We start from the raw sequence: 13,314 nt of genomic DNA, 5'->3' as shown, positions 1-13,314 counted from the left end.
GTTCATCGCGGGTGTCGCGGGCTGGTCCGCGGGGCGATCAGGGCGCCTCGGGGACGTGGCTTGGGTCGTCGTGTCCGGCAGAGAGGCCCACCGCGAGCAGGAATAGCCCCCACGCCACGGGGATGCAGGTGATGATGATGGGCACCACGGCGAGTTTGCGTCCAAGATCAGGGCGGCGGCGGCCGACGAACTCGATGATCGCGATGGTGATCACGACCGTGGTGAACTTGAGGCCGATCGCACCCCACAGCCCGAAGCGGGAGATGAAGAAGTCGCCCACCGTGTTCAGCTCGCGACCTTTGAGCACGTTGAGGATCGCGTCGGTGAGCATGACGTCCATCGACGAGAGCAGCAGGAACCAGCAGTAGTGGTTGGGGTAGAGGGCATGGAGGCGGTGGATGCCACGCCGGGCAAGGGCAGGTGCGGGCGTGGACGACGTAGTGGCCGGCGCCGCGTTCTGGTTCCCCGGTCGCGGCTCTTCGCTTTCCATCGCTACGCCTCCTGCGTCCGCAGCCTCTCGCGCACGAGCCCGTCGAACAGATTGGCGGGCGGCACCTTCCCTGTCCACAAGCGGAACTGCGCCTCCGCCTGACGGGTGAACAGGCTCACGCCGTCGATGGTTGCAAGCCCCCGCGCCCGTGCGGCCCTGAGCAGCGGGGTTTCGACCGGGTTGTACACCGTGTCGAACACCACCGCCGTGTTCTTGAGGCGCGAGAGATCAGGAATAGGCGACTGACCCGGCGCAGGGCCGCCAGTCATCCCGACCGGGGTGCAGTTGACAATCACGTCGGCGTCGGTGGTCTGCGCGTCGAGCAACGCACCGGGGGGGCGGGCTTTCAGCCCGCTCTCGATTGTTCTTGCCACGGCTTGCGACAACTCAGCGGCTTTCCCCACATCCCGCGCGAACACACTTGTCTCGGCTCCGGCCGCGGCGCATGCGAACGCCACCGCGCGTGCGACGCCACCTGCTCCAAGAACCGCAATGTGCTTGCCCGCGAGCGCCCCCACCACTGCCTCGATGCACTCCCTGGCCGCGAGCGCGTCGGTGTTGTACAAGGCGGCACCGGTCTCCTGACCGGTGCTCCTTCTCACCACCAGCGTGTTCGCCGCCCCGATCGCCTGCACCATCGGGTCCAGCGGCCAGCCTTCCGCTCGCCCCAGCCGCACGATGCTCTCCTTGAACGGGATGGTCACCGACAGTCCGCGGACGTTGAGCCGCTCGTGGTGGAGCAACTCCAGCAGCGTCGCCTTGAGGCTCAGGTCAGTCTCCTCCGGCGTGCTCCCCGCGGCGACCGGCAGCGGCAGGTACACGCCGTCATGGCCCACCGCCCCGAAGCCCGCGTTGTGCACCAGCGGCGACATCGAATGCCCCACGGGCGAGCCCACGACGCCGTACACGGCCGTCTGTGCACCGATCGAGCGGAAGCGGTGAAGGTTCAGCAGTTCATCCAGCGTGGGCTGACCCGGCGCCGTGGCGTCCTCGCGCCGCAGCGCCGCGAAGGTGAGGAACGCCCCGAACTTGCCCGCCAGCACGCGCGAGAGCAGCCCATACTCGCCCATCCCCAGCGCGATGGTCGGCTTGTGCCCCGCCGCACCCTGTGCCGCGATGTCTAGCAGCTCCAGCGAATCCCGCAGCGAGCGGGCCCGGTACGCCACCTTTACCACGCTAGCCGCGCCCGCCTCGTAGAGGCGTGCAAGCCGGCGGGTGAGGTCCTGCGGCCGCCCTTTGGTGTCGTGCACCGAAAGAATCAGCGACGTGCCCGGATCGCCCGACCGCTCTTGGGGCGCCTCCCCAACACCCCCGGGCACGCCGATCGCCAGCCCCACCTTCTGCCGCAGGTTCGCCGACCGCTCGTAGCTCGCCAGCTCCAGATCGACATACCGCGGCGGGTGGTAACCCTTTCCGCCGCTCCGCGTCAGGTGCTCCAGCAGCGCGATGCGGGCGTCCTCAGGGCCGTCGTAGTGCCCGCCCTCGCTCACGTGCCGGCACGTGACGATGCACGGCAGCGGACACTCGGACACAAGCCGCGCCAGCTGCCAGGACTGGTTCTCCGCCGCATTGGTCGCGTCGTCGCCGTGGAAGAACTCATCCACGCGGAACTCGACAATGTCCGCCCCGCCCGCCTTCGCCGCGCGTGCATCGCCCGCGGCCTGCTCCACCTCCCGCACCGGAATGGACACGCACACCAAGGTCGGGGCACTGGAATGGCTTAACGGACTCATCGTCACCAGCGTACGGACTTACTCGTAGCTCCGCCGCATGGCCGGCAGCCCGGTCGCGCGTCGCCACGCACCCACCTGGCCCACGTGGTAGGCGGTGTGGCCCGCCAGCACCTGCGTCAGCGCGTGCCCCACGGAAGGGAATACGTCGGCGTATGCGGGGTCTGGGAAGGGTTGCTCAAGCTGTGCGTCAGTGAGCCGTCGCACACCGCTGATCACCCGCTCCTCGGCAGTCCTGAGTTCGACAAACAACTCCGCGACGCACGGGTACGTCCCGCGATCCGCAACAGGCGCGCTTCCTGCGCCGAAGAGCTTCGCATGGGTCGCCGGCAGCCACGCCTCGATACCGATCACCTCACCGATCATCTCGCAGGTGTGCGTCAGGTGCCCGATGGTCCACACTGGGTGGTTCACGAACCCACCCGGCTGCTCGCAAAGTCGCGACTCGGGCACATCGGAAACCTGCTCGCGTAGGAATGCAAGCGAGTAGCGAAAGCTGTGGAGCGTGGTGTCGAGTGCCGTCGGCATGCACGAGGGTATAAACGTCAGAGCGTTGCCGGAACTGGATCCAGGTGGTAGGGTGCCCCTCATGCACACGATCGCCGCGCCGGTCCTTTTCGCGTTCCTCGCGCTCTTCTTCCAAGCGCTCGCCACCCAACCGGCACAGCCGACGCCGGAACACAGATCCTCGGCCCCTTCGACCGAGGCTCCCCCACTACCCACACCTACCGATCTCATCCTGGAACGCACCACTCTCCCCGCCGAGCCCGGCAGCAAGGCGACCGTCGAGCGGATCGTCTACCGCTCCGACGGCCTCCGGATCGTCGGCTACATCGCATATCCCGCCGACGCCCTTGGCAATAAGTCCAAGCTGCCGTGCCTGGTGTTCAATCGCGGGGGCAACCGGTCCTTCGGGGAGACCGACGATCGATGGGCCCAGATGCTCGGTGGGAAAGCCGCGGAGTGGGGCTACGTCTTCTTCACCTCCAACCTGAGGGGCAGCACGGGAAGCGAAGGACAGGACGAGTTCGGCGGTGCGGACGTTAACGACATCATCAACGGGCTCGGGGTCCTTGACGCCCTTCCATTCGCCGATACGTCGCGGATTGGCATGTGGGGCCACTCGCGCGGCGGCATGATGACCTACCTGGCGCTCACCAGGACGAAGCGCGTACGTGCCGCCATCGTGGGCGCCGGACTGTCAGACATGGCACGGTGCGCCAAGCTCCGGCCTGAGATGGAGGAGAATGTTTTCAACGAGTGCATCCCTAACTGGAAGACGCAGCGCGATGACGCGATCCACGCCCGCTCCGCTGTGCTTTGGGCCGACAAACTCCCGACGGATGTCCCTGTCCTGATCGTGCACGGCACCTCCGACTGGCGTGTCGACCCCCGAGACGCCCTCGACATAGCCGTGAAGCTCCAGGAGGCCAAGCGCCCCTACCGCCTCCTCATGCTCGAGGGCGGCGATCACGGCCTCTTTGGGGACCACAAGGAAACCTACGACAACGCGATCCGCGACTGGCTCGACCGCTATGTCAAGCCCGAAAAGCCGAAGCTGCCCAACCTGGAGCCGCACGGCGCCTAAGGCGATAGAGAGAACGACAGCCATCGATCGCCGCGCGAGAGAGCGAACTCATGCCCGACCGCAACCAGGCCGAGTGTCCCGCCTGCCGCTACGACTTCCGCGGCCTTGTGCACGAGGCCGAGGTCACCTGCCCGGAGTGTGGCCGCCGCTGGTCCCGTGGGGAACTGCACCGCCTGCTCAACGGCGGCCCGCGGCTGCGCGCATGGCTGATGCCGCTGCTTGCCGCCCCGGCCACTTACGTGGTAGCGGCATTCCTGCGGGTCGGTCGCGACGGTGACTTCATAGCGCCATTCGTCCTCCTGGGCAGCTGGACCTGCCTCACGGGCATGGTGGTCACGCTGGTCCGCTGGGAGCGGCTGAATGTCCCGACGATGGTCGGCACGATCATCGCCCTCATGCCCGTCACCGCACTCCTTGCCTGGCTGTGGACGGTTCTGTCGCTCATGCTGGGCGGGGCTGTGTTGATGGCGATCAGCGGGCGGTGACTTGCCGATGCAATCGTCGTCGTACCCGGTTCGAACCGTGCGGCGTTGTCGTGCGTTCTGAGTATCACGCCATGATCCCTCACCCCGCTGACAGCCACGCAACTTTCCAAGCGCCCGACCCACATGCTGAAGTCATCGCCTACCTCCACAACCGCTCCGTCCCATGCCCACGCTGCGGCTACGACCTGCGCGATATTCAGACTGCGACCTGCCCGGAGTGCGGTGACGAGCTGGTCCTGAAGATTGCCTCCGCACGCCCCCACTTCGCGTGGCTGATCGTCGCGATGGCCCCGGGCTGCTTCAGCGGCGTCGCGGCCGTGTTCATGATGGTCCCCATCATCATCACACACTGGCACCAGCTCCCGCCCGGCGACCGCATGCCCCCGCCCGGGTACGCCGCCACCGCCTTCGGCTGGCTCAGCGTCGCGTCGGTCGTCCTCATGTACCGCCGCCGCCACCGCATCATGGCATGGACCACGCGCATGCAGGCCGCCTTCGCCGCGGGTATCTGGGGCGTGCACGTGCTGATGTTCGTCGTGACTCTGGCGTGGCTGTGGATGGTGACGTAGCAGCGGGTACCCCGCCGCTCCGCGGCGGCTCTTTCCGTTGGTCACGGTCAAGTCGAACGTCAAAGAAACGTGCGACGCTCGCCGAGCAAGATCCACTCGTGCCAACGTTCGATCCGTCGCTCCGAGCTGGCCCACGCCGCAGTGAGACCGCCGCGGAGCGGCGGGGTACCCAGACGCAGCTAACTCACCCGCGTCAAACGCGCATACTCCAGCACCATCGTCTTCACCCCTACATCGCGGAACTGGATCGTCGCGCGCGCGTTCGCCCCGCCCTGCACGCTCCTGATCGTGCCAAGCCCGAACTGCGGGTGGCGCACCTGGCAGCCGACCGGAAACTCGCCCGCGAGCCCGGGCGCGGGCGTCGTGCGTGAGAAGCCGGGGCCGCCCGAGGTAGACCCGCCGCGGCGCTCGCTGTTCATGCGGCTGATGCGCGCCTCGACCCGGTCGCTGCCGCTGTCGAGCTCCTCGCCCCAGTCCTCGCCCAGGCCGCTGGACACATCACTCATGTCCACCGTGATCATCTCGCTCGGCGGCATCTCGCCCAGGAAGCGGCTTGGGATCGTGCGCTCCTGAAGCCCGCGGATCGTCCGGTACTTCGCGGCCGTCATCAGCAGCCGCCGCATCGCCCGCGTGACGCCCACGAACGCCAGCCGCCGCTCCTCCTCCATATCCGCCTCGCTGGTCAGAGCCCGCGTGTGCGGCAGCAGCCCCTCCTCCATGCCGATCATCGCGACCGCCGGGAACTCCAGCCCTTTCGCGGCGTGCAGCGTCATCAGCGTCACCGAGCCCTGCGCCGGGTCCACGGCGTCGGCGTCCGCGACGAGGGCGACGGACTCGAGGTAAGCACGGAGCATTGACAACATCTTCGGGGCGGTGGAAGTCGGAGGTGGGAAGTCGGAAGTTGGAAGCGATGCAGCGTCCGGTGCAAACGGTGAGTCGTCCAGGGGGTCACACTCGACGCTCGGGGGGGTCTTGCCCGCGGCGGAAGCGGAAGGGCCGCCGCGGAGCGGCTGGCCACCCATGACATCGGCCGCAGGGTCGGCCGCCGGGTCGAACTCCAGCTCAAACTCCCGCGCCGCGCTCACGATCTCCGCGAGGTTGTCCAGCCGCTCCGCGTCCGTCTCCGTCTGGCTCTTCGCGGCCTGCTCCTTGTACATCTTCTCCAGGCCCGACTCCTTGATCACGCGATCAACCAGCTCGTGCAGGGTGAGGCCGAGGTCCGAGCCCTTGTAGAGGAACGTGCCCCCGCCGGTCCACCCGTCGTACATCTCCAGAAACTTCTGGATGCTCGTCACCGCCTTCGGCGTAATTCCATCCAGCTGATCGGCATGCCGGAACGCATCGAGCAGGCTGATGCCCTGCATGGCCGCGAACTGCTCGGCCGCGTCCTGCGTCGCCTTGCTGATACCTCGCGCGGGCGTGTTGATGATCCGCGACAGAGAGATCGAGTCGTCGGCGTTCGCCACCACACGCAGGTACGCGAGGACGTTCTTGACTTCCTCGCGCTCGTAGAAGGCCGTGCCTTTCGCGATCGAGTACGGCACCCCCGCCGCCCGAAGCGCCTCCTCCATCACGCGTGACAGCGAGTTGGTTCGGTAGAAAATCGCCATGTCGCGCCAGGCAACGGGCTTGTCACCCTTCTCCCCTCGGGACGTCACGCCCTCATGACGCGCCTTCAGCCAATCGACCACGATGTCGGCCTCGTGCCGCTCATCACGCGTCAGCACTGCCTCGACCTTCTCGCCCCCCGCCTTGCTCGTGAAGAGGTCCTTGTGCTTGCGCCGCTTGTTGTTGCGGATGAGCGTGTCGGCGACCTTCAGGATGGGCGCCGTCGAGCGGAAGTTCTCGCCCAGTGTGATCGTCCGCGCCTTGGGGTAGTGCTGCTCGAACTCCAGGATGTTGCTGATGTCGGCGCCGCGCCAGCCGTAAATCGCCTGGTCCGGGTCGCCGACGACGCAGAAGTTCGGCCCCCCCGGCCCGCTGCCCTTGCCGGCGATCTGCGACGCAATCAGGAACTGCGCGTGGTTCGTGTCCTGGTACTCGTCAACGAGCAGGTACTGCCACCGCCGCTGGCACTCCTCCCGCGCCATCTGGTCGTTCTTCAGGACCTTCGCCGTCAGCAGCAGCAGGTCGTCGAAGTCCACCGCATTCGCGCCCCGCAACGCCTTGGTGTACCCCGCGTAGATCTTGGCAATCATCTTGCTCGAGAAGTCGAACGCCTCCGCCGCGTACGCCTCCGCGTCCTTGAGGTCGTTCTTGGCGTTGCTGATCGCGCTCAGCACGCTCCGCGGCGGGAAATTGCTCGTGCTCAACTGCAGCGCCTCGATCACCTTCTTGCAAAGCGCCGACTGGTCTCCCGAATCGTAAATCGAGTAGTCCGGCTTCAGCCCCGCCGCCTCCGCGTACCGCCGCAGCAGCCGCGCGCACAGCGAGTGGAACGTCGTAATCGTCAGCCCCTTTGCACGCTGTCCATCCCCCAGCAGCGTGTGCACGCGCTCCCGCATCTCGCCCGCGGCCTTGTTCGTGAACGTCAAGGCCATGATCTGCCAGGCCGGCACCCCTAGCGAGATCAGGTACGCGATCCGACGCGTAATCACCCGGGTTTTCCCCGACCCCGCCGCGGCCAGCACCAGCAGCGGCCCCTCCGTCGCCAGCACCGCCTCCTTCTGCGGCGGCGTCAGGTCCTTCGTCAGCGACTCGGCCGTGAGCGGGGGCGGGGCTTCACCGTGCCCACCATCGTGCTGGTCACCGGGTGAATGCTGGCCGTGCAGGCGGGAGAGGAACGAGTCGGAGAACTGGGTCACGCCCACAGTTTATGGTTTGGATGGCCAGCCGCTCCGTGGCGGCTCTTCCCTCAGGAGACTCCTTCCATCTGTCAGCTTTTTCACGCGAGTCGCGTTTCGGAGTGCCGCCGCGCAGCGGTTGCCACCCAACATCTGAATCTCTCAGCACAAAACCCCAATCACCATCTAAGAACCCGCACACGCCCTTTTGAGCCGCGTACCACCCACCTATGGTGAACACTGCCGTGCGCGACCTCACCGACCCAACAGGAGAGACCGACTTGAGCGCGACCCCAGCGCCGAAGTCATTCCGTCTGGCCGATGAGGACGTCACCAAGCTCAAGGAGCTCACCGGGGTCGCCCGGTCCAGCGTGCGCCGCTACTCCAAGGAGTTCCTGGACGGCTTCCGCAACAACACGAAGCAGGGCGAGGTCTGGCAGAGTGAGCTGGACCACGCGGCCCACGACGGCCCGCTGGTGGCAGCGTGGCTGGGGCACGCGACCATCCTGCTCCGCCTGGGCGACAAGTGGATCCTCACCGACCCGGTGTTCTCCCACCGGATCGGCGTGAAGCTGGGGCCGCTGACGTTCGGTGTTGGCCGGCTCTGCCCCGCCTTCGACCCGGCGCTGCTGCCGCCGCTGGATCTGATCCTCATTAGCCACGCCCACTTTGACCACCTCGATCTGCCCAGCATGAAGAAGCTGGTCAGTGAGAACACGCACGTCGTCACCGCCCTCAACACCAAGCGGCTCATCCCCAAGGGCTTCGCCAGCGTGCAGGAGCTCGAGTGGGACAAGGAGCTCCGCGTCAACGGCCTCCGCCTCCGCGCCTTGAAACCCAACCACTGGGGCGCCCGCACCGCCTGGGACCGCCACCGTGGCTTCAACAGCTACGTCCTGGAGTCCGACAAGAACCGAGTGCTCTTCGCCGGCGACACGGCCCACACCGAGGGCTACTCCACACTGGGGCGACAAGGCGCCGACCTCACCATCTTCGGCATCGGCGCGTACAACCCGTGGATCCAGGCCCACGCCTGCCCCGAGCAGGTCTGGGATATGCACCAGCAGGCCGGTGGCAACTTCCTGCTCCCGATCCACCACTCCACGTTCAAGCTGAGCGACGAGCCGCTCGACGAGCCGATGCGTCGGATGCTCCAGGCCGCGGATGGCCAGCAGCACCGCGTCGTCGGGCGTGAAATGGGGCAGCTGTGGACACCCGACCACACGATCCAGGTCAGCCCCGACGGCACCGCTCGCGACGTCTGACGTTGGGTACCCCGCCGCTCCGCGGCGGCGCTTCGTTCGGCTCACCCCACTCACAATCGCTGAAGAGCCTCGGCCACTTGAAGCAGCCGCCGCGGAGCGGCTGGCCACCCAAAGCCATTACACTCCCGCCCATGAACCTCGACCAAGCCCGCACCCTCATGCACGAATGGGTGCAAAGCCCCGCCCTCCGCATCCACATGGAAACTGTCGCCGCCTGCATGGGCCGCTACGCCAAGCAGCTCGAACCCGCTTACGAAGAGCAGTGGCGGATCGCCGGCCTTCTGCACGACTTTGACTACGAGCGCCATCCCACCGCCGAGGAGCACCCCAAGGTCGGTGTCGCCCACCTCGCCACCCTCGGCGTTGACGAGTCCATCATGAACGCAATCCGTGGGCACGCCTCCGAACGCACCGGCTACATCCGCGCCACGCCCATGGACAAGGCCCTCTTCGCCTGCGACGAGCTCGCGGGGTTCATTGTCGCCTGCGCCAAGGTCCGCCCCGACGGTCTCGCGACCCTTGAGCCCAAGTCCGTCAAGAAGAAGCTCAAGGACAAGGCCTTCGCAGCTGCAGTGTCCCGCGAAGATATCGCCCTTGGCGTCTCCGAACTCGGCCCTCTCGCGAACGTCACCGACGAGCAGCACATCCAGAACTGCATCGAGGCGATCCGAGAGGTGCCGATCAAGTGATCAGATAACGTTCGGAACGAGCCCCGAACGAAGTGAGTGGGCTGAGACCCGCAAGCCATCCGCGTCAACCAAGACCCGCCACTGCGTTCCGAGCTCGTCTGAACGACCGCAACACCAAAGCGATGCCCGCCACCATCTTCAACTCCGACTGGCTCGCCGCCGCCCCCACCCTCGCGCACCACTCCATCGACCTCCTCTACGCCGACCCACCCTTCAACACCGGCCAGACTCAGCGCGACCGCGCCGGCCACTACGAGGACGCCTGGCCCACGACCCGCGACTACGTCGCCTGGCTCCGCGCCCGCCTCGCCGCCACACTCCCGGCCCTCAAGCCCACCGCCTGCATCCTCCTCCACATCGACTTCCGCGTCTGCCACCACGCCCGACTGCTGCTCGATGACCTCCTCGGCGAGGACCGCTTCGTCAACCACCTCATCTGGCACTACGGCCTCGGCGGCTCCTCGCCCCGCCGCTTCGCCCGCAAGCACGACGACATCCTCTTCTACTGCCTTGATCCCGAGCGGTACTTCTTCCAAGCCCCCATGATCCCCGCCACCAGCCGCCGCATGCACGGCCAGCTCAAAAAGTCCACCGACGTTCTGCGCATCCCGCCCCCCGCCGCCGACGAGCTGCTCGACATCCCCAACATCAACAACATGGCCGCGGAGCGCGTCGGCTACCCAACGCAGAAACCCCTCGCGCTCCTCCAGCTCCTGATCGAGGCCTGCTGCCCCCCCGGCGGCACCGTGCTCGACCCCTGCAGCGGCAGCGGCACGACCCTCGCGGCCGCGCTCGCCACCGGCCGGACCGCCATTGGCTTCGACATCAACCCGCAGGCCGTGGAGGTCACCCGGACCCGTCTTGCCACGATCTCCCCCGCGACCTCCCAAGTGGAACCGGGGCGGACACCCCACCCCCGCAACCGGGCAAACCCCCGTCACGACGCTAGCATTCCTGCCCCCGAATGACCCGACGCGAATGACCTGGTTGAGAGCCTTCTACAGCCGCCGCATCGTGAACGTCAACGTCAACGTTGTCGCGGCCGGCTTAATTGCGCTCGCCATCACCATCGGCGTCATGCACCTGGCCGACCGCTGGGGCCTCATCGCTCGCCTCCAGGGCATCGCCCCCGACTTCGGCTTCGACCTCCTCGGCCGTCGCTTCGAGCTGGAAGGCCACAAGTTCGTCATCTCGGGCCTCACCTTCGTGGTCGACCTGCTCGCCGACGTGCTGGTCTACTACGGCCTGCACTGGCTTGCCAACCACATGCCGGCCCAGAAGTGCCGCCCCCAGACCACCGTCGCCTACGCCGACCTCTCCTTCATGCGCGACGCTTCGCTCGTGCAGTTTGAGCGCGCCATCATCTCGCCGCTGCTCTACCTGGTAGCCCTCGGGCTTCAGAACACCCTGATGCACAAGGGGGTGAGCATCGAAAAGGCCACGGCCGCGGGGTTTGTCCTGGGCATCTTCACCAGCCGCCTCGTGCACACCCTCTGGATGCTCCGCCAGGAACGCAAAGCCCTCCAGCGTCTCCGCACTTCGGCAGCCACCACGCCGCCGCCCCCGCCTCAGCCCGCCCCCGCGGAGATGCCCGAGCCCAAGCCGCGGGCACCTGAGCCGGCGCGAAGGGTGTAGGAAATCGCTAACCTCCCCACCGATGTGCGGCATCGGCGGCATTCTCCGAGTCTGGCCCGCGGGCAACACCCCTCCGCCCCCGCACAAATCCATCCCCGAGGCCTGGCTCGACACCATCGACGAGCGCATCAAGCACCGCGGCCCCGACGGCCAAGGCCGCTTCCGCGACCGCGCCACCCGCCCCGACGGCAGCACCGTCGACGTCGCCCTCGTCCACCGCCGCCTGGCCATCATCGACCCTGCCTGCGGCCAGCAACCGATGGTCAGCGAACGCGGCCGCCCCAATCTGCAGGGACCCGCTGAGGGCCTCGTGGCCGTGGTGTTCAACGGCTGCATCTACAACCACCGCGAGCTGCGGCGCGAGCTGGAGTCCAAGGGGCACCGGTTCACGACCGACCACAGCGACACCGAGGTGCTGATCCACGGCTGGCGCGAGTGGGGCGTTGGGGTCTTCCAGCGCAGCGACGGCATGTTCGCCGCCGCAATCTGGGACCGCTCTGCCGGCACGCTCACCCTCGCCCGCGACCCCTTCGGCGAAAAGCCGCTCTATCACACCGCCGATCGCGCCGGCTTCTTCGCGTTCGCGAGCACGTACACCGCAGTCAGCGCCGCACTCAGTGCAGCAGGCATTCCGAACACCACCTCCTCGGTCGCGCCCTGGATCAAGTTCGGATGGAACCAGCTCCCACCATCCACCATCATCCGGGAGTTCTCGCAAGGCACGCAGCTGACCGCGCTCGACAGCTACCCTCTCGATGCCTTCTCACCCGGCTACTGGGGCTACATCGAGAACGCCGTCACCCGCGATGTGTCCGTCGATGATGCCGACGCGGTGCTCCGGCGTGCCGTCCACTCGCGCCTCGAAGCCGACGCGCCGCTCGGCGTCTTCCTCAGCGGAGGAATCGACTCGGCCCTCGTGTGCGCGTACGCCCGCGAGGCAAAGCCCGACCTCACCGCGTTCACCGTGCGCATGCCGCACCCGTCGTTCGACGAGTCGGAGGCTGCCGCCACGACCGCGCGCGCACTTAACATCCGCCATCAGCTCCTCGAGTGTGCACCCAAGCCGGCCGAAGACCTCGTCCACGCGATCATCCAGCTCGGCCTCCCATTCGGCGACAGCTCGCTCCTGCCGTCGATCTGGGTCAGCCGGGCCGCCCGCCAGCACGTCAAGGTCGCGCTCTCTGGCGATGGCGGCGACGAGCTCTTCCTTGGCTACGACCGCCACCGCGTACTGCCTGCTTTCACGCGCATGGGCCGCATCCCTCAAGCATTCCGCGCCGCGGCGGCGAAGCGCATCACCCCCGATGACGATCCCAAGTCCCGCCGCACGCGCCTCTCGCGCCTGCTCAACGCCGCGACCGGCGGAGGCTACCGCGAGCTTGTCGCCATCTACCCACCCCCGTTCGACGCGCAGCTCGGTGTCCAGTGGGGCGTCGACGGCATCCATTACGGCATCACGCCGATGAACGGTAAGTGGTCCAGCGACTATGGCTGGGCCCGCCGATTCGACCTCATGTTCTACCTCCCCTACGACCTCATGCGCAAGTCCGACACCGCCAGCATGTCGGTCGGCCTGGAGGTCCGCGCACCGATCCTCGCCCGCGAAGTCGCGGAGCTGGGCATCCACGCCTCCTTTGGATCTCTCATGCCAGGCGGCCAGCGCAAAGGCCTCCTCCGCGCCATCGCCCGCAAGTACCTCCCCCCTGAGATCGTCGACCGGCCCAAGCAGGGCTTTGCCATCCCCATCGGCGACTGGTTCCGCACCGACTACGGCCAGATGAAGCAGCTCCTGCTCGACCACCTCAACGCCGCGGACCCGTGGCCCAACATCGGCCTCGAGCTCAACCGCACGTTCGTCGCGCAGATGATCAATGAGCACATGAACCACAAGCGTGATCACAGCCAGCGGCTCTACATGCTGCTGGTGCTCTCGATTTGGTCAAGGTCGCTCAAGAGCGCCTGAACCGTTCGTTACGAGCCCCGAACGCAGTGAGCGGGCCGAGTCTTCACCTGCGCATGTCTCACCGAAGACTCGTCACTTCGTTCCGGGCTCGTCCCAACGTCACCGCGCCCGAAATGA

General features: G+C 67.1%; 12 protein-coding genes. 8 read left to right on the top strand and 4 right to left on the bottom strand.

The genetic code is table 11. The features are described from left to right. Positions 1-37 precede the first annotated feature (37 nt). Genes VD997_01020 through VD997_01010 form a run of 3 tightly spaced genes read right to left on the bottom strand, consistent with a single transcriptional unit; the run spans position 38 to position 2,748 of the window. Complete coding sequence (locus VD997_01020) at positions 38-490, bottom strand: hypothetical protein (GenBank protein ID HYE60551.1); 453 nt, start codon at positions 488-490, stop codon at positions 38-40. A gap of 2 nt (positions 491-492) precedes the next feature. Further along, positions 493-2,181 carry a type I 3-dehydroquinate dehydratase gene (locus VD997_01015; protein HYE60550.1) on the bottom strand — a complete coding sequence of 563 codons (1,689 nt, stop codon included), beginning with the start codon at positions 2,179-2,181 and terminating at the stop codon, positions 493-495. Positions 2,182-2,241: 60 nt separating this feature from the next. Beyond that, positions 2,242-2,748, bottom strand: a complete 507-nt coding sequence (locus VD997_01010) for a DinB family protein (GenBank protein HYE60549.1) — start codon at positions 2,746-2,748, stop codon at positions 2,242-2,244. 61 nt (positions 2,749-2,809) lie between these two features. Between VD997_01010 and VD997_01005 the strand changes: the two genes are divergently transcribed. The 3 genes from VD997_01005 to VD997_00995 all read left to right on the top strand — a co-directional run bounded on the left by VD997_01005 (position 2,810) and on the right by VD997_00995 (position 4,862). Further along, positions 2,810-3,808 carry a prolyl oligopeptidase family serine peptidase gene (locus tag VD997_01005; protein HYE60548.1) on the top strand — a complete coding sequence of 333 codons (999 nt, stop codon included), beginning with the start codon at positions 2,810-2,812 and terminating at the stop codon, positions 3,806-3,808. A gap of 50 nt (positions 3,809-3,858) precedes the next feature. After that, complete coding sequence (locus tag VD997_01000; protein ID HYE60547.1) at positions 3,859-4,293, top strand: hypothetical protein; 435 nt, start codon at positions 3,859-3,861, stop codon at positions 4,291-4,293. Between the two features lie 71 nt (positions 4,294-4,364). Then, the gene (locus VD997_00995) at positions 4,365-4,862 is read left to right on the top strand and encodes a hypothetical protein (protein ID HYE60546.1); all 498 of its coding nucleotides are present in this window, start codon (positions 4,365-4,367) and stop codon (positions 4,860-4,862) included. A 179-nt stretch (positions 4,863-5,041) separates the two neighbouring features. Here VD997_00995 and VD997_00990 read toward each other — a convergent pair whose 3' ends face one another. Further along, the gene (locus VD997_00990; GenBank protein ID HYE60545.1) at positions 5,042-7,666 is read right to left on the bottom strand and encodes a UvrD-helicase domain-containing protein; all 2,625 of its coding nucleotides are present in this window, start codon (positions 7,664-7,666) and stop codon (positions 5,042-5,044) included. A 209-nt stretch (positions 7,667-7,875) separates the two neighbouring features. On the opposite strand from VD997_00990, the gene VD997_00985 reads away from it, so the two are divergent. From VD997_00985 to asnB, 5 genes are all read left to right on the top strand, one after another. After that, the gene (locus tag VD997_00985) at positions 7,876-8,910 is read left to right on the top strand and encodes an MBL fold metallo-hydrolase (protein ID HYE60544.1); all 1,035 of its coding nucleotides are present in this window, start codon (positions 7,876-7,878) and stop codon (positions 8,908-8,910) included. Positions 8,911-9,041: 131 nt separating this feature from the next. Beyond that, positions 9,042-9,599: an HDIG domain-containing protein gene (locus VD997_00980; protein HYE60543.1), complete on the top strand. Its 558-nt coding sequence runs from the start codon at positions 9,042-9,044 to the stop codon at positions 9,597-9,599. Between the two features lie 122 nt (positions 9,600-9,721). Continuing rightward, a complete protein-coding gene (locus VD997_00975; protein HYE60542.1) occupies positions 9,722-10,567 on the top strand; it encodes a site-specific DNA-methyltransferase in 846 nt (281 codons plus the stop codon). A gap of 10 nt (positions 10,568-10,577) precedes the next feature. Beyond that, on the top strand, positions 10,578-11,234 hold the full coding sequence (locus VD997_00970; protein HYE60541.1) for a hypothetical protein: 657 nt from the start codon (positions 10,578-10,580) through the stop codon (positions 11,232-11,234). 22 nt (positions 11,235-11,256) lie between these two features. Then, entirely contained in the window at positions 11,257-13,197 is a 1,941-nt protein-coding gene (gene asnB, locus VD997_00965) for an asparagine synthase (glutamine-hydrolyzing) (GenBank protein HYE60540.1), read from the top strand. Positions 13,198-13,314: the final 117 nt, after the last annotated feature.

It is taken from the genome of Phycisphaerales bacterium, from assembly GCA_035627955.1.
Taxonomy (GTDB): Bacteria; Planctomycetota; Phycisphaerae; order Phycisphaerales; family UBA1924; genus JAEYTB01.
This window is presented reverse-complemented; position numbering and strand designations above follow the sequence as displayed.

What these genes read in the sequence shown, in the direction of transcription:
- VD997_01020 (HYE60551.1), bottom strand. Translation starts at nt 490, where the DNA reads ATGGAAAGCGAAGAGCCGCGACCGGGGAACCAGAACGCGGCGCCGGCC.
- VD997_01010 (HYE60549.1), bottom strand. Translation starts at nt 2,748, where the DNA reads ATGCCGACGGCACTCGACACCACGCTCCACAGCTTTCGCTACTCGCTT.
- VD997_01005 (HYE60548.1), top strand. Translation starts at nt 2,810, where the DNA reads ATGCACACGATCGCCGCGCCGGTCCTTTTCGCGTTCCTCGCGCTCTTC.
- VD997_01000 (HYE60547.1), top strand. Translation starts at nt 3,859, where the DNA reads ATGCCCGACCGCAACCAGGCCGAGTGTCCCGCCTGCCGCTACGACTTC.
- VD997_00995 (HYE60546.1), top strand. Translation starts at nt 4,365, where the DNA reads ATGATCCCTCACCCCGCTGACAGCCACGCAACTTTCCAAGCGCCCGAC.
- VD997_00985 (HYE60544.1), top strand. Translation starts at nt 7,876, where the DNA reads ATGGTGAACACTGCCGTGCGCGACCTCACCGACCCAACAGGAGAGACC.
- VD997_00980 (HYE60543.1), top strand. Translation starts at nt 9,042, where the DNA reads ATGAACCTCGACCAAGCCCGCACCCTCATGCACGAATGGGTGCAAAGC.
- VD997_00975 (HYE60542.1), top strand. Translation starts at nt 9,722, where the DNA reads ATGCCCGCCACCATCTTCAACTCCGACTGGCTCGCCGCCGCCCCCACC.
- VD997_00970 (HYE60541.1), top strand. Translation starts at nt 10,578, where the DNA reads ATGACCTGGTTGAGAGCCTTCTACAGCCGCCGCATCGTGAACGTCAAC.
- asnB (HYE60540.1), top strand. Translation starts at nt 11,257, where the DNA reads ATGTGCGGCATCGGCGGCATTCTCCGAGTCTGGCCCGCGGGCAACACC.